The sequence below is a fragment of the Streptococcus sp. SI1 genome (assembly GCF_030439945.1).
GTDB classification, from domain to species: domain Bacteria; phylum Bacillota; class Bacilli; order Lactobacillales; family Streptococcaceae; genus Streptococcus; species Streptococcus intermedius.
In genome coordinates this window covers 116,182-141,546 of record NZ_JAQFJE010000002.1, presented here as the reverse complement: position 1 = coordinate 141,546, position 25,365 = coordinate 116,182, and the positions used below count along the sequence as shown (strand labels likewise).

The 25,365-nt window shown below is 37.2% G+C and carries 21 protein-coding genes, 3 tRNA genes and 1 pseudogene; 19 read left to right on the top strand and 6 right to left on the bottom strand.

The window, feature by feature from the left end; translation table 11 throughout:
* The first annotated feature begins 44 nt into the window (after nt 1-44).
* The 8 genes and pseudogenes from parC (at nt 45) to PCY10_RS02850 (ending at nt 6,240) form a co-directional block, all read left to right on the top strand.
* Nucleotides 45-2,501 (top strand): DNA topoisomerase IV subunit A, encoded by a 2,457-nt coding sequence (gene parC / locus PCY10_RS02885; protein WP_301558798.1) that lies wholly within the window; start codon nt 45-47, stop codon nt 2,499-2,501.
* 130 nt (nt 2,502-2,631) lie between these two features.
* Nucleotides 2,632-3,663: pseudogene (locus PCY10_RS02880) on the top strand (branched-chain amino acid aminotransferase); the annotation flags it as partial.
* A gap of 103 nt (nt 3,664-3,766) precedes the next feature.
* Nucleotides 3,767-3,997: a DUF2969 domain-containing protein gene (locus tag PCY10_RS02875; protein WP_003072769.1), complete on the top strand. Its 231-nt coding sequence runs from the start codon at nt 3,767-3,769 to the stop codon at nt 3,995-3,997.
* Between the two features lie 52 nt (nt 3,998-4,049).
* A tRNA-Tyr gene (locus PCY10_RS02870) sits at nt 4,050-4,130 on the top strand.
* Between the two features lie 42 nt (nt 4,131-4,172).
* Nucleotides 4,173-4,244: transfer RNA gene (locus PCY10_RS02865), tRNA-Gln, on the top strand.
* Between the two features lie 161 nt (nt 4,245-4,405).
* Nucleotides 4,406-5,605 (top strand): 30S ribosomal protein S1, encoded by a 1,200-nt coding sequence (gene rpsA / locus PCY10_RS02860; RefSeq protein ID WP_003072767.1) that lies wholly within the window; start codon nt 4,406-4,408, stop codon nt 5,603-5,605.
* An 82-nt stretch (nt 5,606-5,687) separates the two neighbouring features.
* Nucleotides 5,688-5,759 (top strand) — tRNA-Arg (locus PCY10_RS02855).
* 76 nt (nt 5,760-5,835) lie between these two features.
* The gene (locus tag PCY10_RS02850) at nt 5,836-6,240 is read left to right on the top strand and encodes an NUDIX hydrolase (RefSeq protein WP_003072765.1); all 405 of its coding nucleotides are present in this window, start codon (nt 5,836-5,838) and stop codon (nt 6,238-6,240) included.
* A 132-nt stretch (nt 6,241-6,372) separates the two neighbouring features.
* Here the strand turns inward: PCY10_RS02850 and PCY10_RS02845 are convergent, their stop codons facing one another.
* Nucleotides 6,373-7,356 carry an L-lactate dehydrogenase gene (locus tag PCY10_RS02845; protein ID WP_003030242.1) on the bottom strand — a complete coding sequence of 328 codons (984 nt, stop codon included), beginning with the start codon at nt 7,354-7,356 and terminating at the stop codon, nt 6,373-6,375.
* 198 nt (nt 7,357-7,554) lie between these two features.
* Here PCY10_RS02845 and gyrA point away from each other — a divergent pair, with 198 nt between their 5' ends.
* Nucleotides 7,555-10,002, top strand: a complete 2,448-nt coding sequence (gene gyrA / locus PCY10_RS02840) for a DNA gyrase subunit A (protein ID WP_301558797.1) — start codon at nt 7,555-7,557, stop codon at nt 10,000-10,002.
* Nucleotides 10,003-10,022: 20 nt separating this feature from the next.
* Nucleotides 10,023-10,766: a class A sortase gene (locus PCY10_RS02835; RefSeq protein WP_020998659.1), complete on the top strand. Its 744-nt coding sequence runs from the start codon at nt 10,023-10,025 to the stop codon at nt 10,764-10,766.
* A 59-nt stretch (nt 10,767-10,825) separates the two neighbouring features.
* On the opposite strand, the gene PCY10_RS02830 is transcribed toward PCY10_RS02835, so the two are convergent.
* The gene (locus PCY10_RS02830) at nt 10,826-12,142 is read right to left on the bottom strand and encodes an FAD-containing oxidoreductase (protein WP_301558796.1); all 1,317 of its coding nucleotides are present in this window, start codon (nt 12,140-12,142) and stop codon (nt 10,826-10,828) included.
* A gap of 243 nt (nt 12,143-12,385) precedes the next feature.
* The gene (mscL, locus tag PCY10_RS02825) at nt 12,386-12,763 is read right to left on the bottom strand and encodes a large conductance mechanosensitive channel protein MscL (protein ID WP_003077044.1); all 378 of its coding nucleotides are present in this window, start codon (nt 12,761-12,763) and stop codon (nt 12,386-12,388) included.
* A 160-nt stretch (nt 12,764-12,923) separates the two neighbouring features.
* Here mscL and dnaG point away from each other — a divergent pair, with 160 nt between their 5' ends.
* The 9 genes from dnaG to PCY10_RS02780 all read left to right on the top strand — a co-directional run bounded on the left by dnaG (nt 12,924) and on the right by PCY10_RS02780 (nt 22,712).
* Entirely contained in the window at nt 12,924-14,699 is a 1,776-nt protein-coding gene (gene dnaG / locus PCY10_RS02820) for a DNA primase (RefSeq protein WP_301558795.1), read from the top strand.
* Between the two features lie 2 nt (nt 14,700-14,701).
* Nucleotides 14,702-15,814, top strand: a complete 1,113-nt coding sequence (rpoD, locus tag PCY10_RS02815) for an RNA polymerase sigma factor RpoD (RefSeq protein ID WP_003072747.1) — start codon at nt 14,702-14,704, stop codon at nt 15,812-15,814.
* 17 nt (nt 15,815-15,831) lie between these two features.
* Nucleotides 15,832-16,161, top strand: coding sequence for a metal-sulfur cluster assembly factor (locus PCY10_RS02810; RefSeq protein WP_003072745.1), 330 nt, complete (start codon nt 15,832-15,834; stop codon nt 16,159-16,161).
* A 150-nt stretch (nt 16,162-16,311) separates the two neighbouring features.
* Nucleotides 16,312-17,640, top strand: coding sequence for a branched-chain amino acid transport system II carrier protein (gene brnQ / locus PCY10_RS02805; protein WP_301558794.1), 1,329 nt, complete (start codon nt 16,312-16,314; stop codon nt 17,638-17,640).
* Nucleotides 17,641-17,780: 140 nt separating this feature from the next.
* Nucleotides 17,781-18,491, top strand: coding sequence for a thiol-disulfide oxidoreductase-associated membrane protein CcdA2 (gene ccdA2 / locus PCY10_RS02800; RefSeq protein ID WP_003069152.1), 711 nt, complete (start codon nt 17,781-17,783; stop codon nt 18,489-18,491).
* A 16-nt stretch (nt 18,492-18,507) separates the two neighbouring features.
* The gene (locus tag PCY10_RS02795; RefSeq protein WP_301558793.1) at nt 18,508-19,092 is read left to right on the top strand and encodes a redoxin family protein; all 585 of its coding nucleotides are present in this window, start codon (nt 18,508-18,510) and stop codon (nt 19,090-19,092) included.
* 12 nt (nt 19,093-19,104) lie between these two features.
* On the top strand, nt 19,105-20,214 hold the full coding sequence (gene msrB / locus PCY10_RS02790) for a peptide-methionine (R)-S-oxide reductase MsrB (RefSeq protein ID WP_301558792.1): 1,110 nt from the start codon (nt 19,105-19,107) through the stop codon (nt 20,212-20,214).
* A 57-nt stretch (nt 20,215-20,271) separates the two neighbouring features.
* Entirely contained in the window at nt 20,272-21,006 is a 735-nt protein-coding gene (locus tag PCY10_RS02785) for a response regulator (protein WP_003076277.1), read from the top strand.
* The gene (locus PCY10_RS02780; RefSeq protein WP_301558791.1) at nt 21,003-22,712 is read left to right on the top strand and encodes a sensor histidine kinase; all 1,710 of its coding nucleotides are present in this window, start codon (nt 21,003-21,005) and stop codon (nt 22,710-22,712) included. Before PCY10_RS02785 ends, PCY10_RS02780 begins: the two co-directional genes overlap by 4 nt.
* Nucleotides 22,713-22,739: 27 nt before the next feature.
* On the opposite strand, the gene PCY10_RS02775 is transcribed toward PCY10_RS02780, so the two are convergent.
* From PCY10_RS02775 to PCY10_RS02765, 3 genes are read right to left on the bottom strand one after another with little or no spacing between them, the layout of a single operon-like run.
* A complete protein-coding gene (locus tag PCY10_RS02775) occupies nt 22,740-23,519 on the bottom strand; it encodes an ABC transporter permease (protein ID WP_125383965.1) in 780 nt (259 codons plus the stop codon).
* A 2-nt stretch (nt 23,520-23,521) separates the two neighbouring features.
* Nucleotides 23,522-24,301 carry an ABC-2 family transporter protein gene (locus tag PCY10_RS02770; protein WP_048786609.1) on the bottom strand — a complete coding sequence of 260 codons (780 nt, stop codon included), beginning with the start codon at nt 24,299-24,301 and terminating at the stop codon, nt 23,522-23,524.
* Complete coding sequence (locus PCY10_RS02765; RefSeq protein WP_102568014.1) at nt 24,294-25,277, bottom strand: ATP-binding cassette domain-containing protein; 984 nt, start codon at nt 25,275-25,277, stop codon at nt 24,294-24,296. The genes PCY10_RS02770 and PCY10_RS02765 overlap by 8 nt, the downstream gene beginning before the upstream one ends.
* Between the last annotated feature and the right edge of the window lie 88 nt (nt 25,278-25,365).

Here is a 25,365-nt window from a genome sequence, read left to right as displayed (position 1 = left end):
TTCTATAGAAATTTTCGGTAAACCGAAACGTCCCTTTGTATCTTATGAGTAACATTCAAAACATGTCCCTTGAGGACATCATGGGAGAGCGCTTTGGTCGCTACTCCAAATACATCATTCAAGAGCGAGCTTTACCGGATATTCGTGATGGCTTGAAACCTGTGCAGCGCCGTATTCTCTATTCAATGAATAAGGACGGCAACACCTTTGATAAGGGCTACCGCAAGTCAGCCAAGTCGGTCGGGAACATCATGGGGAATTTCCATCCACACGGTGATAGCTCGATCTACGATGCTATGGTCCGCATGTCTCAGGATTGGAAAAATCGTGAGATTCTTGTCGAAATGCATGGAAATAACGGTTCTATGGATGGGGATCCGCCAGCGGCTATGCGTTATACTGAGGCGCGCTTGGCTGAGATTGCTGGCTATCTTCTGCAAGACATCGAAAAGGATACCGTACCTTTTGCTTGGAATTTTGACGATACAGAGAAAGAACCAACTGTATTGCCTGCTGCTTTTCCAAATCTTTTGGTTAATGGTGCGACGGGAATTTCTGCTGGTTATGCGACAGACATTCCGCCTCACAATCTGGCTGAAGTCATCGATGCAGTGGTCTACATGATTGATCATCCCAAAGCTAAGGTGGACAAACTCATGGAGTTTCTGCCGGGTCCAGACTTCCCAACAGGAGCCATCGTCCAAGGTCGAGACGAAATCAAAAAAGCCTACGAGACTGGTAAAGGTCGAGTTGTGGTGCGCTCAAGAACTGAGATTGAAAAGCTGAAAGGCGGTAAAGAGCAAATTGTTGTTACCGAGATTCCTTATGAGATTAATAAGGCGGTCTTGGTCAAGAAGATTGACGATGTGCGGGTCAATAACAAGGTGGCCGGCATTGCTGAGGTACGGGACGAGTCCGACCGAGACGGTCTTCGCATTGCTATCGAGCTTAAGAAAGATGCTAATACTGAGCTGATTCTCAACTATCTTTTCAAGTACACTGATTTGCAAGTTAATTACAATTTCAACATGGTAGCTATCGACAATTTTACGCCTCGTTTGGTGGGGCTTGTACCAATCTTGACCAGTTACATTGCCCACCGCAAGGATATTATTCTAGCTCGTAGCCGTTTTGACAAGGCCAAGGCTGAGAAGCGGCTCCATATTGTGGAAGGGTTAATTCGAGTTATTTCGATTTTAGATGAAGTGATTGCGCTCATTCGTGCTTCAGAAAATAAAGCAGATGCCAAGGAAAATCTCAAAGTCAGCTATGATTTTACCGAAGAGCAAGCAGAAGCCATTGTCACGCTTCAACTTTATCGTTTGACCAATACGGACGTAGTAGTTCTGGAGGAGGAAGAAGCAGATCTGCGCGAGAAAATTGCAATGCTGGCTGCCATTATAGGCGATGAGCAAACGATGTACAATTTGATGAAACGTGAACTTCGTGAGGTCAAAAAGAAATTTGGTAATCCTCGTCTTAGTGAATTGCAAGATACGGCAAATGCCATTGAGATTGATACAGCAAGTCTGATTGTGGAAGAAGAAACATTTGTTAGTGTCACTCGTAGTGGTTACCTTAAACGCACTAGTCCGCGCTCTTTCAATTCATCAACGCTTAATGAGGTCGGTAAGCGGGATGATGACCATCTTATTTTCGTCCATTTAGCAAAGACTACTCAACATCTTTTGATTTTTACCAATCTTGGCAACGTCATCTATCGGCCGGTTCATGAATTGGCAGATATTCGTTGGAAAGAAATCGGAGAACATATCAGTCAGACGATTACCAATTTTGAGACGAACGAAGAAGTCATTTATGCAGAAGTGGTTGATGATTTTGACGAAGAAACTTATTTTACAGTAACAAAACTAGGACAAATCAAGCGCGTGGAGCGAAAAGAATTTAGCCCTTGGCGAACCTATAAATCCAAGTCGGTCAAGTTCGCCAAATTAAAAAATGAGGATGATCTAATTATCGGTATTTCTCCAATTAAGCTAGATGATGTCATGCTAGTGACGAAGAATGGCTACGCCTTGCGATTTAATATTGCAGAGGTACCGGTTGTGGGTGCCAAAGCAGCAGGTGTTAAGGCTATTAACCTTAAAAAGGACGATGTACTAGTGGCAGCCTTTATCGCCAACACTGCCTCGTTTTATCTCTTGACCCAGCGCGGTTCCCTCAAACGAATGGCAATTACAGGCATTCCTGTTACTAGCCGAGCAAATCGAGGACTTCAAGTATTGAGAGAGCTCAAGACTAAACCGCATCGTGTTTTTGCAGCTGGGCCTGTTTTTGGAGAACAACCTGTAGAACTCGATCTCTTTAGTTCAGAAACTCCAACAGTAGAAGAAGAGCAAATTTTGTCCATAGTTTCTAACAAAGGAACTACTTACGAAGTGAACCTAGCTGATCTTAGCTTGTCTGAAAGAACTAGTAATGGTAGCTTCATCTCAGATACGATTTCTGATGAAGAAGTGTTTTCTGCAAATCTTAAATAATTGAAAATCAGCCACTAGAGCTGATTTTTTGTGGTGTTCTTATAAACTGAAATTAAAAAATTTTCAGAATTTTACAAAAAACTATTGAAAATATTTAAAATTAGTGTAGAATAAAAAACATAAATTCAAAAAGGAGAATGTTATGTCAGTAAATCTTGATTGGGAAAATCTTGGTTTTTCCTATATGAAATTGCCGTATCGCTATCTTGCCTATTATAAAAATGGGCAGTGGGAAAAAGGGGGATTGACTGAAGAAGCAACCTTACATATGTCCGAATCATCTCCTTGCCTTCATTATGGACAACAAGCCTTTGAAGGAATGAAAGCCTATCGTACAAAAGATGGTAGTGTGCAGTTGTTTCGCCCAGATCAAAATGCAAAACGCCTACAACGTACATCAGATCGCCTTTTAATGCCACAAGTTCCGACAGATATGTTTGTAAATGCTGTGAAACAAGTGGTTCGTGCCAATGAAGAATATGTTCCGCCGTATGGAACAGGAGGAACTCTTTATATTCGTCCATTATTGTTGGGAGTTGGCGACATCATTGGTGTTAAACCAGCAGATGAATACATTTTTACAGTGTTTGCAATGCCTGTAGGAAATTACTTTAAAGGTGGCTTGACTCCAACAAACTTTATTGTTTCTGATAAGTATGATCGTGCAGCCCCTTATGGTACAGGAGCAGCTAAAGTCGGTGGAAACTATGCAGCAAGCTTACTTCCAGGACAAATGGCGCACGAAAATAAATTCTCAGATGTTATTTATTTAGATCCAGCTACTCATACGAAGATAGAAGAAGTAGGTTCTGCAAATTTCTTCGGGATTACCAAAGATAATGAATTTGTGACACCATATAGTCCATCCATTCTGCCTTCTATCACAAAATATTCTCTCCTATACTTAGCAGAACATCGTTTAGGTTTGAAAGCGATCGAAGGAGATGTTCCGATTGATAATTTAGATCGTTTTGCTGAAGCAGGGGCTTGCGGTACAGCAGCAGTTATATCTCCAATTGGTGGTATTCAGCATGGCGAGGATTTTCATGTCTTTTATAGCGAGACTGAGGTAGGCCCGATCACTCGAAAACTTTATGATGAACTAACTGGTATTCAATTTGGCGATGTTGAAGCACCAGAAGGATGGGTTGTAAAAGTTTAAAAATTTTTGGAACTGTCTCTTCATTGAGATAGTTTTTATTTTCACGTATTGCTTGCTAGTTTTCTTATTTTTTTGTAAAATAGAGATTTGAAAGAGGTATTTGATGAGTAAAAAAGATAAAAAGATTGAAATCCAATTAGCAGATAGCCAAGTAAAAGTAGGAAATGAACAATATGAAGGTTATATTTTGTCAATTGGTAAAAAGGTCATTGGGCAAATTGCTGAGTTTGATGGACAATTTGCTATCATAAAAAATGAAAATGTTGATAGTTTTTATAAAAAACTTGAAAATGCAGTGGAAAAATTGATTGAAACATATAATTTGAGTAAATAAATGCTTGTATTTTCTTTTCATCAATGGTATAATGAATACTGTTGATTGTGCAGGAGAGGTAGCGAAGAGGCTAAACGCGGCGGACTGTAAATCCGCTCCTTCGGGTTCGGGGGTTCGAATCCCTCCCTCTCCATGAGCGTACTTAGTCTTTAAAAAGTATGTCTACATTCTTTTTTGGGGTATAGCCAAGCGGTAAGGCAAGGGACTTTGACTCCCTCATGCGTTGGTTCGAATCCAGCTACCCCAGTTCTTAGGTAATATATCAGATAAATGGTAAAATATCTTAGGGTATTTTATTTCTTTATAGGGTGAGAAACGTTAAAGATAGTTCAATGTCATTGCGGTGCTTAGGAAAAATATTATAAGTATGTCAAGCAAGAAAAGCTTGATTGTTGGAGGATTTTTTAGATGAATGAATTTGAAGATTTGCTAAATAGTGTTAGCCAAGTTGAGCCAGGTGATGTCGTTACTGCTGAAGTATTGACTGTTGATGCAAGCCAAGCTAATGTTGCAATCGCTGGAACTGGTGTTGAAGGTGTGTTAACCCTTCGCGAATTGACAAATGATCGTGATGCTGATATTAACGACCTAGTAAAACCAGGTGAAACACTTGAATTGCTTGTTCTTCGTCAAGTAGTTGGTAAAGATACTGATACAGTTACTTACCTTGTATCTAAAAAACGTTTAGAAGCTCGCAAAGCATGGGACAAGTTAGTCGGACGTGAAGAAGAAGTTGTCACTGTAAAAGGAACTCGTGCAGTTAAGGGTGGACTTTCAGTAGAGTTTGAAGGACTTCGTGGTTTTATTCCAGCTTCAATGTTAGATACTCGTTTTGTTCGTAATACGGAACGTTTTGTTGGCCAAGAGTTTGAAGCAAAAATTAAAGAAGTTGATCCAAAAGAAAACCGTTTCATCCTTTCACGTCGTGAAGTAGTGGAAGAAAAAGCGGCAGCAGCACGTGCCGAAGTATTTAGCAAATTAGCTGTTGGTGATATCGTAACTGGTAAAGTTGCACGTATTACAAGTTTTGGTGCTTTTATCGACCTTGGTGGTGTTGACGGTCTTGTTCACTTGACGGAATTATCACATGAACGCAACGTTTCACCTAAATCAGTTGTGTCAGTTGGTGATGAAATCGAAGTAAAAGTGCTTGATTTAAATGAAGAGGAAGGTCGTGTATCACTTTCTCTTAAAGCTACAACCCCTGGGCCATGGGATGGTGTTGAACAAAAACTTGCTGCCGGTGATGTTATCGAAGGTACGGTTAAACGTTTAACAGATTTTGGTGCATTTGTTGAAGTGTTGCCAGGCATTGATGGACTGGTTCATATCTCCCAAATTTCACATAAACGTGTTGAAAATCCAAAAGATGTGCTTAAAGTCGGTCAAGAGGTAACTGTCAAAGTTCTTGATGTTAATGCTGATGCAGAACGTGTATCACTTTCTATCAAAGCTCTTGAAGAACGTCCAGTTCAAGAAGATGAACAAAAAGAAAAACGTCAATCACGTCCTCGTCGTCCAAAACGTCAAGAAAAACGTGACTTTGAACTCCCAGAAACTCAAACTGGATTCTCAATGGCTGACTTGTTTGGCGATATTGAATTATAATAAAATAAAAGGATTGGAATCTATCATTTCAATCCTTTTTTACTTGTTATTTTCATAAATTTTTTGTATAATAAAATGGTTGCCACCCTTAGTGTAATGGATATCACGTAAGATTCCGGTTCTTGAGATGGGAGTTCGATTCTCTCAGGGTGGATTGTTTGTTAACTATTTAAAAATTCTTGTCTAAAACAAGAATTTTGTTTTTTTTATAAAGGAGAAGGGGATTTCGAATGCCTGTAAAATTGATTGCTCATGCTTTAATTGAAAAGGACGGAAGCTATTTGCTCATTAAACGAAGTGAGGTAAAACGTGGTTTACCAAATATGTACCCAGAATATTGGGACATTCCAGGAGGAGGTGTGGAAGAAAATGAATTACCACGAGACGGAGCTATGCGTGAAGTGATGGAAGAAGTTAACCAAAAGGTACAATTAAGTTCGATTCTTCATGAAGATAGCTGCTACGATAAGGCAAAGGGTGTCGTTTTTACGCGTTTAGTTTATCAAGCAGAATTACTTGAACATAGAAAAATTCAACTTGATGCAGAAGAACATACAGCATTTCGCTGGATTCGGACTCTATCAGATATGAAAGGCGAAAAAGTCGTTCCTTATTTAAAGGATATATTGGAATAAATTGATAAAATGTAAATTGGAGAAGAGAAATAAGTACTATAAAGTTATGATGCTATACAAATCAATTTTATAGTACTTATTTTTTAGATACAAAAAACTCCTTGATTTACCAAGGAGTGAGATAAAATCTCATTAGTTTTTAGCTGCTGAGGCAAATTCTTCTTTAGAGAAAGCATCGTTAATGATGTCTTTTAATTGTTTAGCAGAAGCTTGCATTTTTTGTTTTTCAGCATCATTCAATGGGATGTTGACTGGACGGACAATACCATGTGCGCCAACAATAGCTGGTTGACCAATATAGCAATCAGTAACACCAGGATATTGACCTTCTTGGAAGACCGAAAGTGGAAGAACTGAATTTTCATCATCAAGGATAGCTTTTGTAATACGAGCTAAAGCAACTGCGATACCATAGAAAGTTGCACCTTTTTTATTGATAATTGAATATGCAGCATCACGAACGCCTTCAAATAAGTCAACCAATTCAGCAGCATTGAAGTTTTCTACATCTTGAAGATAGTTTTCAAGGTTAACACCTGCAACGTTAGCATGTGACCAAACAGCGAATTCTGAGTCACCATGTTCACCCATAATGTAAGCATGGACAGAACGAGCATCTACATCTAATTTTTCAGCTAGTGCTTGACGGAAACGTGCTGAGTCAAGAGAAGTACCTGAACCAATAACACGTTCTTTAGGGAAACCAGAGAATTTCCATGTTGAGTAAGTCAAGATGTCAACTGGGTTAGCAGCTACAAGGAAAATACCATTAAATCCTGACTCAACAATCTTGGTAACAACATCTTTGTTGATGCGAAGGTTTTTCTCAACCAATTGAAGACGAGTTTCACCTGGTTTTTGGGGTGCACCAGCAGTCAAAACGACAAGATCTGCATCGTGCGCATCAGCATATTCTGCTGAATAGATTTTCTTAGGTGAAGTGAAGGCAAGGGCGTGGCTAAGGTCTTCAGCATCCCCTTCAGTCTTTTCCTTGAAAATATCAACGATACCAAGTTCTTGAGCGATACCTTGGTTGACAAGAGCAAATGCGTAAGAAGAACCTACAGCACCGTCACCAACAAGGATGACTTTTTTATGTTGTTTAGTAAGAGTCATTTTGCTAAACATCTCCTTTAATTTATTGGGGAACATGTCCCTTTACAACTTCATTCTATCACTTTTGTAGTAATTTGTCACGGATATAATACATATTATCTTATGTAAACGTTTTTATATTCAAGGGTGTTTACTGAAAAAAATCCGAATTTATGTTATAATGATAAGGTCATATAAATTGAAGAGAGGCATTTTTTAATGCAGGATAATAATTTAGTCAATGTGAACTTAACGAGCGAAATGAAGACGAGTTTTATCGATTACGCCATGAGTGTCATTGTGGCTCGTGCCCTTCCTGATGTTCGAGATGGTTTAAAGCCTGTTCATCGAAGAATATTGTATGGAATGAATGAACTAGGTGTAACCCCTGATAAACCACATAAGAAATCTGCTCGTATCACGGGTGATGTTATGGGTAAATATCACCCACATGGAGATTCCTCCATTTATGAAGCTATGGTGCGGATGGCACAATGGTGGTCTTATCGTCACATGTTAGTAGATGGTCACGGGAACTTTGGTTCTATGGATGGCGATGGTCCTGCCGCGCAACGGTACACAGAAGCTCGTATGAGTAAAATTTCCCTTGAAATGTTGCGCGACATTAATAAAAATACAGTTGATTTTGCAGATAACTATGATAGTAGTGAGCGTGAACCATTAGTCTTACCGTCGCGTTTTCCTAATTTGCTGGTCAATGGAGCAACTGGTATTGCTGTGGGGATGGCTACCAATATTCCTCCTCACAATCTTGGTGAAACCATTGATGCCGTTAAATTGATCATGGACAATCCAGATGTAACAACGCGCGATCTTATGGAAGTATTACCTGGACCAGATTTTCCAACAGGTGCTTTAGTAATGGGAAGGTCAGGTATTCATCGTGCTTATGAAACCGGTAAGGGGTCCATTGTTTTACGTGCTCGAACAGAAATCGAAGAAACTAAATCTGGACGTGAACGAATTGTTATCACTGAATTTCCGTATATGGTCAACAAGACAAAAGTCCATGAACATATTGTCCGGCTGGTTCAAGAAAAACGGATCGATGGAATTACGGCAGTCCGTGATGAATCTAATCGAGAAGGAGTGCGTTTCATCATTGAAGTAAAGCGTGATGCAAGTGCGCATGTGATCTTGAACAACTTGTTCAAATTAACGCAAATGCAAACAAATTTCAGTTTCAATATGTTAGCAATTCAAAACGGAGTGCCTAAAATTTTGTCTCTTCGTGAAATTTTACTAGCTTATATTGAACATCAAAAAGAAGTGGTAACACGTCGGACGGTTTTTGATAAGGAAAAGGCCGAAGCTCGTGCTCATATTTTAGCAGGTTTGTTGATTGCGCTTGATCATATTGATGAAGTCATTCGCATTATTCGAAATAGTGAAACCGATGCTGAAGCACAAGCAGAATTAATGTCACGTTATGAGTTATCTGAACGTCAAAGTCAAGCAATTCTGGATATGCGTCTTCGTCGTTTGACAGGATTGGAGCGCGATAAGATCCAGTCTGAATATGATGACTTAATGAAATTAATTGCAGATTTGATGGATATTTTGTCAAAACCGGAACGAATAGCTACCATTATCAAGGAAGAATTAGAAGAGATTAAACGTAAGTTCTCTGACGAACGCCGCACGGAATTAATGGTTGGTGAAGTATTATCTCTAGAAGACGAAGATCTCATCGAAGAAACCAATGTTTTAATCACTCTTTCCAATAAAGGTTATATTAAACGATTGAATCAGGATGAATTTACTGCACAAAGACGTGGGGGCCGTGGTATTCAAGGAACGGGTGTGAAAGATGATGATTTTATTCGTGAATTAGTCTCTACCAGCACACACGATCGCTTACTCTTCTTTACGAATAAAGGGCGTGTTTATCGTTTGAAAGGTTATGAAATTCCTGAATATGGTCGTACAGCTAAAGGATTGCCAATTGTCAATTTATTGAAATTGGACGAAGGTGAAACGATTCAGACAATCATCAATGTTCAAGCTGAACACAATGATCATTCTTATCTTTTCTTCACTACACGCCATGGTGTGGTAAAACGAACTAGCGTAACAGAATTTGCTAATATTCGTCAAAATGGGCTAAAAGCTCTGAATTTAAAAGAAGAAGATGAGTTGATTAACGTCTTTTTGACAAATGGACAAGCGGATATCATTATCGGAACAAAAATGGGCTACGCTGTACGTTTTAACGAAAACCAAGTTCGGAATATGGGACGTAGTGCGACTGGTGTGCGAGGAGTAAATTTGCGTACGGATGACCATGTTGTAGGCGCTAGTGTCATTTCAGATAATCAAGAAGTATTAGTTATTACTGAAAAAGGTTATGGTAAGCGAACTTTAGCCAGTGAGTATGCTACAAAAGGTCGTGGCGGAAAAGGAATGAAAACAGCTAACATTGCTGAGAAAAATGGTCCATTAGCAGGCTTGATGGCCGTGAATGGTGATGAAGATTTGATGGTTATCACGAATACAGGGGTCATCATTCGAACGAATGTTGCTAATATTTCTCAGACAGGCCGTGCAACATTAGGTGTTAAAGTAATGCGACTCGATAAAGGAGCACAGATTGTTACCTTTACAAGCGTTACAGCGGATAATGAAAAAGAAGAGGATGAAGATTAAACTGGATAAAAGGAAATGTTATGTCATCAAGAAGAAAAAAGCGTAATAAAAGAAAAAATATTCTAATTAACATCATTGCTACATTGTTAATTATTGTTGCACTTGCACTTATTTTTAACTCTTCTATTCGTAATATGATTATGGTTTGGCATACCAATAGGTATCAAGTTAGCAATGTTTCAAAAGATAAGATTAATAAAAACAAAAAAGCCAAAACTAGCTTTAATTTTGACAAAGTAAAATCATTATCAACAGAAGATGTGATTAATGCTCAATGGCGAGCTCAGCAATTACCAGTTATTGGAGGAATTGCTATCCCAGAACTTTCAATGAATCTACCAATCTTTAAAGGCTTGGATAATGTAGGGCTTTATTATGGTGCAGGTACTATGAAAGAAACGCAACAAATGGGAAAAGGGAACTATGCCTTGGCTAGTCATCATGTATTTGGGATTACAGGTGCAAGTAATATGCTATTTTCTCCTTTAGATCGTGCCAAAAGTGGAATGAAAATTTACCTGACAGATAAAGAAAAAATTTATACCTACTCTATTACATCCGTTGAGAATGTGGCCCCTGATAGAGTAGATGTGATCAATGACCGCGAAGGTGTGAATGAAGTGACCTTAGTAACATGTGAAGATGCAGCAGCAACATCTCGCACGATTGTCAAAGGAACACTAGATGGAGAAACGCCTTATAAGGGGGCGCCAAAAGAAATTTTAAAGGCATTTAGCAAAACATATAATCAAATGCAATTATAATATAAAATGAGCTAATTTTTCATTAGCTCATTTTATATTGAAAAGTATAGTAGTGATGACTACATCATAAATAAGTCATTAAGATTTTCAGCTAAAGTTGGATGAGTAAAAATTTGTTTTGTGAAATAAGTATATGGAATCTTATTGTCCATAGCTACAGTTATTATGTTGATAATTTCTTGAGCACCTTGCGAGAAGATAGTTGCACCAAGGATTTCCTTTGTTTCTATATTGACAACAGCTTTAAATGCTCCTCTGAGATCAGCATTAACATGTCCGCGCGGCATAGCTGAAACTGGAATTTCTTTGCTTGCATAAGGTAACCCTTGTTCTTTCGCTTGCGCTTCAGTTAGGCCAATTTGAGCTAGCGAAGGGGTGATAAACATAGTAGTCGGTACATTTTTACGATCGTCAAGTGTATAAGAACCATCGCCTGTCAGATAATTGTAGACAATACGAAAATCGTCTAATGAGACATAGGTAAATTGTAATCCACCATTGACATCTCCAACAGCAAAGACGCCAGGAACATTGGTTTGACAATGTTTATCAACTTGGATAGCCCCACGATCTGTTACTTGAATGTCTGTATTTTCTAGCTTTAATGGTTCAATATTTGGCTTGCGACCAGTAGCACAAAGCAAAGCATCGAAGTGAAAAGTTCTATTTTTAGTAACAACAATCACCTCGTCACCATCATTTTTGACTTCTTGAGTAAAGATATTTTGAAAAATTTTGATACCATCTTCTTCCATATATGTTTTAGCCATAGTCGCAATAGAGGGTTCTACACGTGGTAGAAAGGTATCGGCAGCATCTAGAACAGTTACCTTGCTCCCTAATGTATTGAAGAGACCGGCAAATTCAAGACCGATATTCCCACCGCCAAGAATTCCAAGACGTTTAGGTAGCCTATCAAGGTTTTGAATACCTGTAGAGTCATAAATATTTTTTGTTGTAGTAAGTCCTGGAATTGGTAAAACGTTAGAGATAGCACCTGTATTGATGACAATATTTTCAGCTGTTAATTCTTGTCTTTTGTCACCTGCTACAATTTCAACGACTTTGTTCGATAAAAAATGAGCTTCTGCATCAATAATGTCGACTCCAGCACCACTAATAGTTGTATAATTTTTTTTATTCAGTCGATTGGTAACTGCATTTTTTTCATCGATTACTTCTTCAAAAGGTAATCCTTTTTCTGCAGCTACTAGTAATGTTTTGGTCGGGATACAAGCAATATTGATACAAGTTCCGCCGTACATAGATTTATTACGTTCAATTAAAGCAACTTTTTTTCTTTGTGTTGCCATTTTTGCTGCTAATGTTTTTCCGGCTTTACCAAAACCAATAACAATCAAATCGTATATTAACATGATTTTTTCCTCCATTTTTATAAGCATTGTAACACATCTATTTAAAAAATGCCTGTATTTTGCTTTGTAAAATTGAACTAGCTGATACAGATGGCAATAAACTATTAGATTTTTATAGCAAAAAAAGAGCCTGGAGTATACAAATATTCCAAACTCTTACAATAAATTATGTTTCCAACGAATATAGCTTTTTTGAGAGAAGGCTTTTGACCTTAGCTAATTAGAATTCTTGCTACTAAACGTTTATTTCTTCTCAAGTAGCGCTTTAATTTCTTGAAGGACTTCTAATTCAGTTGGACCTGCTGGTTCTTCAACAGTATCGTCCTTTTTAGTAAGGCTTTGTGCTTTTTCAGCAGACTTGACGATGAAGAAGAGAACAGTTCCGATGACGAGGAAATTGATAACAGCACTTAAGAAGCTGCCATACGCAATTCCATTCCATTTTAAACCAGCAATTTGATTTACGCCAGCAGCTTTTAACGCTGGATTGAGAAAGAGTGGTGTGATAACATCACCAATCAACGATTTAACAATCGCTCCAAAAGCATTGGCGATAATGACACCGACTGCTAAATCAATTACATTACCGCGAAGTAAAAATTCTTTAAGATCCTTTAACATTTTCTTTTTCCTTTCAAAATACAATACTAAGTTACATTATATCTTAAATAAACAAAAAGTTCAATAAAATATCTAAAAAATATAGTGAATATTTTACTTTTTGGTAAATTTATTATAAAATGTAAGTTGTTATTCTATGATAAGTTGGGGGTATTGTCTATTGATTGATAAAGAAATCATTTCTGATATTAAAAATAGTGTCAATATCGTCGAGATTGTAGGAGAAGTCGTTGCTCTAACAAAGGCTGGAAGGAACTATTTGGGACTTTGCCCCTTTCATGGGGAAAAAACTCCGTCATTCAATGTAGTAGAAGAGAAGCAATTTTATCATTGTTTTGGTTGTGGAAAATCTGGTGATGTCTTTAAATTTATTGAAGATTATCGTGGTGTTTCTTTTATGGATGCTGTCCAAATCATTGCTGATCGTGCAGGGATTCCATTAGAAGTAGAAAATGGTAGAAAAGAACAGACAAACCAAACACACCCTTATCAAGCACTTTATGATATTCATGCAGAAGCTGCAAAGTTTTACCATGCAGTGTTGATGACTACGAAAATAGGTGAGAAAGCACGTTCTTATCTTTATGAACGTGGCTTGACAGATGAGGTAATCAAACATTTTCAAATTGGCTTATCTCCAAATGAAAGCAACTATCTTTATAAAAGTGTTAGCGAGAAGTTTGATGAACAAGTCATTATGAATTCAGGCCTATTCAATTTAGCTGATAATAGTCTAATTTATGACGCCTTTCAAAATCGGATTATGTTTCCATTGACAAATGATAAAGGACAAGTCATTGCTTTTTCGGGTCGCATTTGGCAAGTTAGTGAGAGAGAGCAAAAAGTTGCTAAATATAAAAATAGTCGTAGTACTCCAATTTTCAATAAGAGCTATGAGTTGTATCATTTAGACAAGGCAAAAGCAACTATCAAAAAACACCATGAAGTTTATTTAATGGAAGGTTTTATGGATGTCATTGCAGCCTATCGTGCAGGGATTGAAAATGCTGTAGCGTCTATGGGGACGGCTTTGACACATGAACATGTAGAGCAACTCCGTAGGTTTACAAAGAAAGTTATTCTAACGTACGATGGTGATAAAGCCGGACAAGCGGCTACGGCAAAAGCATTGGATGAATTACACGATTTATCAGTTCAAATTGTCAAAATTCCTGATGGTATGGATCCAGATGAATTTATTGAAAAAAATTCCCCTGAGGATTTGCAGATTTTATTAACTAAAACGCGAATTAGCGATATAGAATTTCTTTTGAACTATCTGAAGCCGGATAATATTGAAAATTTACAAGCCCAAATTGAATTTGTTGAGCGAATGTCTCCGCTGATTGCACAGGTACAATCTATTACTGCACAGAATTCATATATTTATATGTTGGCTGAATTGTTACCTAATTTTGATTACCAACAAGTGGAGCAAGCTGTTAATAATCATCGTTTAGTGAATCGAAGAGAGCAGAAACAGCAAGCCCAACATCAGGTGATAAACCCTGATATTCCGATAACGCAGCGAGTATCACGGCTAATTAAGGCTGAGAGTCATCTCTTGCAACGAATGGTTGATAATCCTATGATTTTAAATGATTATCGCTTGCGAAAAGATTTTCGTTTCACAACAGCCGAGCTGCAGATTTTGTATGAGATTTTAAAGGCAAATGGCGAGGTCTCGCCACAAGATTTATCTGAGCAAAATGATTCGGTACAAGAGGCGTGGTATCGGGTTTTAAATGAAAATCTACCCGAAGAAGTGTCTGATCAGGAGTTGGCTGAAGTGGAGCAAACACGAGACAAAGAATTGCTTCGTAAAGAAAATCAATTAATTGGTAAAAAAGTTCGTGAAGCATCTCATGAGGGTGATGCAGATACGGCATTAGAAGAGTTAGAGCGATTTATTGCTCAAAAAAGGAGAATGGAGTAGGGATGGCTACAAAACAAAAAGAAGTAACAACTTTTGATGTTCAAGTTGCAGAATTTATTCGCAACCATAAAAAAACTGGTACAGCAACCGATGATGAAATCAATGATCAGCTAGTCATTCCATTTACTTTAAATGCTGATGGTATTGAGGATCTTCTTCAACGGATTCAAGATGCAGGGATTGCTATTACAGATAAAGAAGGAAATCCAAGTGAACGAGTTTTAAATACAGAGGAAGAAGAAGTTGAATTAACAGATGAGGAATTACTTGGCAGTAATTCTGCTAAAGTGAATGATCCTGTCCGTATGTATTTAAAAGAAATTGGCGTTGTTCCACTATTGACCAATGAAGAAGAGCAAGAATTAGCTGTTCTTGTGGAGCAAGGCGATTTGGAAGCGAAACAGCGTTTAGCGGAAGCTAATTTGCGATTGGTTGTTTCCATTGCAAAACGCTATGTTGGGCGCGGTATGCAGTTTCTTGACTTGATCCAAGAAGGAAACATGGGATTGATGAAAGCAGTTGATAAATTTGACTATACCAAAGGTTTTAAATTTTCAACCTATGCTACTTGGTGGATTCGTCAAGCGATTACTCGTGCAATTGCCGATCAAGCTCGTACAATTCGAATTCCGGTTCATATGGTGGAAACAATCAATAAATTAGTACGGGAACAACGCAATCTTTTGCAGGAATTGGGGCAAGATCCCACACCGGAGCAAATTGCTGAACGCATGGATATGACACCGGATAAAGTCCGCGAAATCTTGAAAATTGCACAGGAACCAGTATCTCTTGAAACGCCTATTGGAGAAGAAGATGACAGTCATTTAGGCGATTTTATCGAAGACGAGGTCATTGAAAACCCAGTTGATTATACAACACGTATCGTCCTGCGTGAGCAATTAGATGAGGTTCTCGATACATTAACAGACCGTGAAGAAAATGTATTACGTTTGCGTTTCGGTTTAGATGATGGAAAGATGCGTACACTCGAAGATGTTGGAAAAGTCTTTAACGTAACTCGTGAACGAATTCGACAAATCGAGGCAAAAGCTCTGCGTAAATTACGTCATCCTAGTCGTAGCAAACCGTTGCGTGATTTTATTGAGGATTAATAGAAATAGGAGGCACCATGACATACACAAATGAACAAATTGAAGATATTAAAAATCGTATCTTAGAAAGTTTAGAACAAGTCATTGACCCTGAATTAGGAATTGATATTGTAAATCTTGGCTTGGTTTATGAAATTCATTTCAATGACGAAAATGGTGAGACGCAGATTGATATGACATTAACCACCATGGGTTGTCCGTTGGCAGACTTATTAACTGATCAGATTCATGATGCGATGTCAGATGTACCTGAAGTGAGCAAAGTGGAAGTGAGATTAGTATGGTATCCAGCATGGACAGTTGATAAAATGAGTCGTTATGCGCGTATTGCTTTAGGAATTAAATAAGATAAAGAGCAGCATGATTGTGCTGTTTTTTATTTTGCTAAAACATTCAGAATTTATAAAATATTTTAACTTTATCCTCTATATTACTTGAAGTATTGTTAGAATCTGTTATAATGATTAAATGTACTTAATTTAAAAAGGGAGAGCAATATGTTAAAAAAAGGGGCGCTAACAGGATTACTCTTGTTTGGAATATTTTTCGGCGCAGGTAATTTAATTTTTCCGCCGACTTTAGGAGCCATGTCAGGTAAGAATTTTTGGCCAGCAATTTCTGGATTTGTGCTTTCGGGAGTTGGAATTGCCATTTTGACATTGATTATTGGTGCATTAAATCCAAAAGGTTATGTTTATGAGATTTCTAAAAAGATTTCTCCGTGGTTTGCAACGAGTTACTTAGTGGCTCTTTATTTGGCAATTGGTCCTTTTTTTGCCATACCACGGACAGCGACTACCTCCTATGAAGTTGGAATTGCACCATTGCTTCCGAGTAATATGACTGGTTTGGGACTCATTATTTTTACAGTTTTATATTTTGTATCTGCTTATCTGATTTCATTAAATCCTTCTAAAATTTTGGATCGGATTGGTCGCATTTTGACCCCCGTCTTTGCCATCTTGATTATCATTCTAATCATTCTAGGAGTCATTAAATATGGGGCTACCGTACCACAAACAGCTAGTACAGAATACGCAAAGGCAGCTTTTGGAGCCGGCTTTCTTGAAGGGTATAATACGCTTGACGCACTTGCTTCTGTTGCCTTTAGTGTTATTGCTGTCCAAACATTGAACCAACTTGGTTTTGCCAATAAAAAAGAATATATTTCAACTATTTGGATTGTTGGAGTGGTGGTGGCACTTGGGTTTAGTGCGTTGTATATTGGATTGGCTTTCTTAGGGAATCATTTCCCAATTCCTGCTGACGTAATGGCGTCTGATGCCAATAAAGGGGTTTATGTCTTGTCCCGAGCTACACAGGCTATTTTTGGACCAACAGCACAAATCTTCCTTGCTGTAATGGTGATAGTGACTTGTTTTACCACAACGGTTGGTTTGATTGTCTCAACATCTGAATTTTTCAACAAAACGTTTCCTGCGATTGCTTATAAAACTTATGCGACAGTCTTTACATTGATTGGATTTGCAATTGCAAATCTTGGCTTGGAAACAATTATTCAGTATTCTGTGCCAGTTTTACAAATTCTCTATCCAATTATCATTGCAATCGTAATGATTGTGATAGTCAATAAATTTGTTGCCTTATCTAAAATAGGAATGCAATTGACAGTAGCCGTTGTGACAGCTATTGCCTTTACAAGTATTATTGGACAACAATTTAAATTAACTGCTCTTATAAATATAATCAACACCCTACCACTTGCCCAAGCATCTATTCCTTGGCTAATACCAACAGTTATTGGAATTATAGTCTCTTTGTTTTTACCAAACAAGCAAAAAAGCGATACTTTTGAAATGGAATAATCTCAAGAAATCTATCACGAAAGTGGTAGATTTTTTTATGACCATATTAAATTCAAGTTTTTTCAAATCGTCACCTCTATTTTTTTTTGCTCATCAAATATATACTAGCTATATAAAGAAAATTAGTAAGGAGAAAAGGTATGGCATCAACCGTATTTTCAATTTCTGTATTTTTGGCCGGTATCTTATCTTTCTTCTCGCCGTGTATTTTACCTCTCTTACCGGTGTATGTTGGAATTTTGTTAGATACAGATGAGCCGAGGACAGTGACTGTTTTGGGAAAGAAAATCTCTTGGTATGGCATTGTAAAAACACTATTTTTCATTGCTGGTTTATCAGTTGTATTTCTAATTCTTGGATATGGAGCAGGATTTTTAGGAAAAATATTGAACGCTGATTGGTTTCGTTATGTACTGGGGGCTATTGTCATCCTACTTGGTATTCATCAAATGGAGTTGATAAATTTCAAGGTATTACAACGACAAAAAAGTCTCCAATTAAAGCAAAATAAGAATAGGAATGATTTTTACAATGCTTTCTTATTAGGTGTAACTTTTAGTTTTGGTTGGACACCTTGTGTTGGCCCAGTCCTTAGTTCAGTATTAGCTATTGCTGCTTCTGGTGGAAATGGAGCTTGGCAAGGTGGATTGCTCATGTTGGTTTATACCCTAGGATTAGCTATCCCATTTCTTATTTTAGCTTTTGCTTCTTCAATTGTATTGCGCCATTTTGGGAAAATTAAACCTTATATGAGCACATTGAAGAAGATTGGAGGGGCTCTCATTATTTTAATGGGAATCTTACTCATGCTAGGAAATTTCAACGTTCTGGCTTCAATATTTGGTGGATAAAAAAGGAGGAAATCCCATGAGAAAATCAATATTAGTCGTTACGAGTTTGTTATGTGCTACTTTTTTAGGTGCATGTGCAAATCAAAAAACAAATTCTTCAGCAAATGATACAAATAAAACTGAACAAGGACAAGTAGCTAACAAGAACAATGAGGTTACTGCTACAAAAGCAAATCAAGGAGAAGCTGTTCCTGATTTTAATCTAAAAGGAGTTGATGGCAAGACTTATAAACTATCAGATTTTAAAGGAAAGAAAGTTTATTTGAAATTCTGGGCATCATGGTGCTCAATCTGTCTATCCACGCTGAAACACACGGATGAATTGGCGAAAGAAAATGGCAAAGACTACGTTATTTTATCAGTCGTTTCTCCAGGTCATAAGGGTGAAAAATCAGAAACAGATTTCAAAAAGTGGTATTCAAAACTAGATTATAAAAACTTACCTGTTTTGATTGATTCAAGTGGAAAATTACTAGAGCAATATGGAGTTCGCTCTTATCCAACAGCCGCATTTATTGATAGTAACGGAAAATTAGTTAAAACTCGTCCAGGTTTTATCAAAAAGTCTGAAATTGAATCAACTCTGAAAAGTATCAAATAGGAGGTAATGACGATGGATCACAAAATGAAATTGCTTTTACTCTTCGGATCCATTTTACTTATCCTTGGTACAATTGTTTTGGGGGGACGTTTTATGACAACGAAGTCATCTATCGATCAAATCAAAGAAGCCTCTGTTAGCCAAACGACACCCGTCAACAACAAGAAACCTGATTTGAAAAATGCTAATTTAAAACATATTTATCTTGCAGGTGGCTGTTTCTGGGGGGTAGAAGAATATTTTTCTCGTGTTAATGGTGTAATAGATGCAGTCTCTGGCTATGCGAACGGAAATAGCGAGATAACGAACTATGAACTAATCTCACAAACTAAACATGCTGAAACGGTTCATGTGACTTATGATGCCAATAAAATTTCTTTAAGAGAGATTTTGCTACATTATTTTAGAATTATTGACCCAACTAGCAAAAATAAACAAGGAAATGATCGTGGTCCTCAATACCGCACAGGTGTCTATTATCAAGACCAAGCCGATATCACGACTATCAACCAAGTTTTTGAAGAACAAAGCAAAAAATTTAAAACAGCTTTGGCAGTTGAAAAAGAGCCGCTCAAACATTTTATCAAGGCTGAAGAGTACCATCAAGATTATTTGAAGAAAAATCCAAATGGATATTGCCATATAAATGTAAAACAGGCAACTTATCCAGTGATTGACGCAGCTAAATACAAAAAACCATCAGATGACGAAATTAAGAAAAAATTGACAGAGGAAGAATATGCGGTAACTCAAAAAGATGAGACCGAACGTGCTTTTTCAAATCGTTATTGGGATAAGTTTGATGCAGGAATTTATGTCGATGTTGTAACAGGTGAGCCACTATTTTCATCAAAGGATAAATTTGAATCAGGTTGTGGTTGGCCAAGTTTTACGCGCCCGATTAGCCCGGATGTCGCAAACTATAAAGAAGACCATAGCTTTAATATGACTCGAACAGAAGTACGAAGTCGGGTTGGTAATTCCCATCTGGGGCATGTTTTTACAGATGGTCCTAAAGATAAAGGTGGACTTCGTTATTGTATTAATAGCTTGTCTATCAAGTTTATTCCTAAAGACCAAATGGAAAGCAAAGGTTATGGATATTTATTGAACTATGTCTAACAGCATTTTAAGAAAAAATTTGCTATAATGAGTTTAGTAAATAGTAGGAGTGCGCTCGTGTATTCAATTATGATTGTAGAAGATGAATACCTTGTTCGACAAGGTATTTCGTCTTTAGTAGACTTTAAAAAATTTAACATGCAAGTGATAGGTGAGGCTGAAAATGGTTTAGAGGCTTGGGAAAAGATTCAAGCAGAATGCCCAGATATTATCCTGACTGATATTAATATGCCTCAGATGAATGGTATTAAATTAGCCCAATTAGCAAGAGAACAGTATCCGCAATTACATATTATTTTTTTAACAGGGTACGATGATTTTGAATATGCCCTTTCAGCTGTTAAATTAGGTGCGGATGATTATTTACTAAAGCCGTTTTCACGAGAAGATGTTGAAACCATGTTGATAAAAGTGAAAGTAAAATTGGATAAGGAAAAGAAGGAGCACCAGGTGCATGAGCTAGTAGAGCAGGCAGAATTTTCGGCCTTAGAACAAGCTATCCATGACCGATTAGCCGATACAGAATTATCCTTAAAATCTTTAGCCTTTCAATTAGGCTTTAGTCCATCTTATTTGAGTGTATTGCTTAAAAAGGAACTAGGTTTGCCATTTCAAGATTATTTAATTCAAGAGCGAATGAAAAAAGCAAAATTGCTATTGCTAACGACGGATTTAAAAGTATACGAAGTAGCAGAGCAAGTCGGCTTTGAGGATATGAATTACTTTTCTCAACGCTTTAAGCAAATCGTTGGAGTGACACCTCGGCAATTTAAAAAAGGAGACACTCAATGAAACGTTATTCACTTTTGATTCAGCTGGTGATTTATGTTTTTGTTATTATTTTGGTTCTTCTGGGAATGGTCGGAGGACTTTATTATCAAACTAGCTCGGCGGCTATTCGACAAACAACAGAACAAACAACACGCAATACGATTCAGCAAAGTGGGCAGTTTATTACTTCTTACTTGCAAAAATTAAAGGAAACTACTAGTAGTTTAGCTGAAAGCGAGACAGTAAAAACTTATGCACAGAAACCTGATGAAAGGTATGCTGGACAACTCCGTCAATTGCTGGGAATGATTTTAAAGACAGATTCAGATTTGGTATCCGCTGTTTTGGTAACAAAAAATGGCAATCTCATCTCAACTGATCCCAATTTAACAGTGAAAACATCTAGTGATATGATGAAAGAAAATTGGTATCAGGATGCTATTCATAAGGGCGCTATGCCCGTACTGACACCAGCGCGTAAAACTGTTGATAAGGAAACGGATGAAAAATGGGTTGTGTCCATTACACAAGAGGTAGTGGATAAAGATGGGAAAAATCTAGGAGTTGTTCGACTTGATATTGGTTACAAGACGTTGGAAGCCTATCTAGATCGCCTGCAACTGGGGAAAGACGGTTTTACTTTCATTGTGAATGACAAACATGATTTTGTCTATCACCCAAAGAAAACAGTTTATTCATCCGCTACTGAAATGCGTGCGATGGCGCCCTATATTGCTGCAAAAAATGGTTATGTAAAATCAAAGCAGGCCTACGTATCTCAGTACCAAATTCCACATAGTGACTGGACCTTGATTGGTGTGTCTTCTATGGAGCAACTGCATGCTGTGCAAAAACAAATTCTTTGGTCTTTTATCGGAACAGGATTATTAGCTTTAGGTATTTGTCTTATTGGCATTTGGTTTATCTTGCGTTTATGGATTAAGCCCTTGCATGAGTTGCAAGAGACCATTTTAGCTATCGGATCTGGGAATGCGCACTTGCGAGCTGTTGAAAAAGGATCCCCCGAATTGATTGATTTAGCCAAGCAGTTTAATACAATGCTCAATCAGATTGACAAATTGATGATGGCTGTCAAAGAAGAAGAGCAAAATGTCAGAAAATATGAATTACAGGCGCTTTCCAGTCAAATTAACCCTCATTTTTTGTACAATACATTAGATACCATTGTTTGGATGGCAGAATTTAACGATAGCAAACGTGTTGTAGAAGTCACAAAATCACTGGCTAAGTATTTCCGTTTGGCACTTAATCAAGGTCATGAACAAATTTCTCTCAAGGATGAAATTGATCATGTTCGGCAATATTTGTTCATTCAAAAACAGCGGTATGGAGAGAAATTACAGTATGAAATTGAAGAGTTAAGTGCTTATGATAATTATCAGATTCCAAAATTAATTTTGCAGCCTTTGGTTGAAAATGCGATTTATCATGGTATCAAGGAAATGAATCGTCAAGGGATGATTCGAGTTAGTGTTTATGAAAATAGTCATCAACTAATTCTTTCCATTTACGATAATGGTCGAGGATTTGTCGCTCATGATACAGCTGATACCCTCTTGATGCACCTAGGTGGTGTCGGTTTGAAGAATGTTAATCAGCGTTTGCAATTACAATTTGGTAAATCCTATCACATGGAAATTAAATCTGAAGAAAATACTTATACGGAGATTCGTCTCTATTTTCCAAAGGCAAATAAAACCAACTGATGAAAGATTTCAGTTGGTTTTTAATATTTAATTCCCAACACTGGAGAATTTTTTCATGCCGTATTTGAATAGAGCGTAGTTGATAGTAAAAATAACAAGTAGGACTAAAGGAAGTAGCAAACCAACCCAGCCTAGATTTAAAAAATAAAGAGCTGGAAAAAAAGAAGTAAAAGCATAAGGAAATACAAAAATTAGGATCAATTGGATAAAGGTTGGGTAAATTTTGATAGGGTATTGTGCCATTTGATTGAGGGAGAAAATCCCCATTGTGATAGGGAAAGATTCGACAATCCAAAAAGCAAGAGCAGTAGGTCCTAATTGAATAGCAGCATAGAGTAAACCAATACAAATACAGATAAAGACAAAGAGAAGTAGATGAAAAATGTTCCAATGCAGTCCGAGTAAATGATAGGATTGATAAGTTGCAATAGCTCCCATCAGTGTTGTGCCAAACCCTTGTAGCTGCACGCGTTCACAAATTAGCTGAAAAAGAGGATTGATGGGCATGATAAGTAGCCGTTCAAACTCACCTTTGCGAATATAGCGGCTTCCAAACATCCAAAGATTGTCAAAGAAAATCAGGTGAACTGAACGTCCGATAGTTGCCATTCCATAAATAAATAGCATTTGTCCATAGTTGAATCCGGCAATTTCCTTGATATTTGCAAATAATACATTTAAAAAGATTAAATAAACAATCTGTTCAATCAAAGAAGAAATAAGTCCAATAAAGAAGTCCATCCTATAAGACATACTAGCAATCAAGTAAGCTTTGAGGTTATAAAAATAAATGCTGATGTATTTCATCTTCAACCTCCTAAAATGACTAAACGACGTTTAGCTTGGTACCAAAGTAGAGCAATAAAAGCTGAAAGTATCGGAATCCAAGCCAACTGAATCCAGAAGAGCTCAAAATTAACCTGTCTTCTCAAAAGGATATTGACCGGAAAATTAACAGCAAAGCTGTAAGGTAATAGTTTCAAAATGTTTGCAATATTTTCTGGATAAAAACTTAGTGGCAAAAGCGCTCCAGAAGCGAGTGAAAAAAGGCCATTTCTGAGAATCAATATTCCCCATGTATTTGCCGTGAAAAAGGCGGTTAAACTAAATCCTAAATCTAGTAAGAGGATAATAAACATTCCTAATAAACTAGAAAATAAGAAAAGCAATCCTGTCTGCCAATTTGGAAGATAAAACTGTCCTTGAAGCAAAGGGATAATTAATAAAATTGGAATGAATTTAACAATTTCAACAATTTTGACAGCAAAGTCTTGGAAAAAGAGCGAAGTAATTAAAGAGTAAGGATAAAGTAGCTCGCCAGTAATATTCCCATCTACAATCATCAGAGATAGATCCCGTCCAATACTAAAACTATTTAGATTTCCTAGTAGATTTGCGAAGATAATATAGGTTGTGAACGTTTCTAAAGTATAACCATTGACTTGAGATTGGGTGAAAAAAATGGTTTTCCAAACGAAAATAGAGACAAGAACTTGTATGAAAGTACGAATCAGGGTCGCGACAAAGAAAGATTTATATTGAAGTTGCGTAATAAGAGCTAATCGTGTGATATGAATATATTTACTCATCAAGCCCCTCCTCATAAATTTGTTTGACGATATTTTCAATTGTCAATTCTTTGATAGCTAGGTCTTCGATTGAATAATAATCAAAAATCTGATTAATAACTTGGGCATTAGTATAAATATCTGTCTGATAATGAATATTGAAATGATAAGAGTCAATTTTCTCAAAACGAAACCCATTCATTTGGAATAGCTCTTCTATTGGCGCTTGCGTTTTGAAAGAAATGGTTTTAACTGTTGAAAACTTTTCTCTTAATTTCGTCAGACTTCCATCATAAACCTTTTTGCCCTTATCAATGATAAAAATTCGTCCACAGAGTGATTCAATATCTTGCATATCATGGGACGTAATGAGAAAAGTTGTCTGATGTTCCATATTCATAAAACGAATAAAAGAACGGATTGTTTCTTTTACACTGGCATCAAGGCCGATTGTAGGTTCATCCAAGAAAACAACGGCAGGTTGATGAATGAATATAGCAGCAAATTCGCAGCGAACTCGTTGCCCGAGCGAAAGATTACGAACAGGCTGGTGAATAAAATCTCCTAGCTGCAACAGGTCAATTAATTGCTCCAAGCGTTCCTCAAAAACTTTATCAGGAACGTCATAGATTTTCGCATGCAAAATAAAAGATTCCAGCACAGGAATATCCCAACGTAAATGTGATTTTTGTCCAAACAAAACGCCAATTTGCTTATTGACTGCTGTACGATGTTTCTGTGGGGTAAGTCCATTAATTTTAACACTACCTCGATCTGGATAAAGAACACCTGTTAGCATTTTTATAGTCGTGGACTTTCCGCTTCCATTCGAACCAATATAACCAACAATTTCACCTTTTTGAACCGTTAATGAAATATTCTGTACAGCATGAATTTGTTTTTTCTTAGGGTGAAAAAAAGCTTTGATAGAACCTTTAAGGCCTAATTCTTTCTCGACAATACTATATGTCTTATATAATTGATTTGCTTCAATCATCATTATCTCCTTGTGGCAGAAAACGTTTGCGTATATTCATTATTATAGCAAGTTCACAAAATCTGCGCAAGTGAATCTTATGGAATGA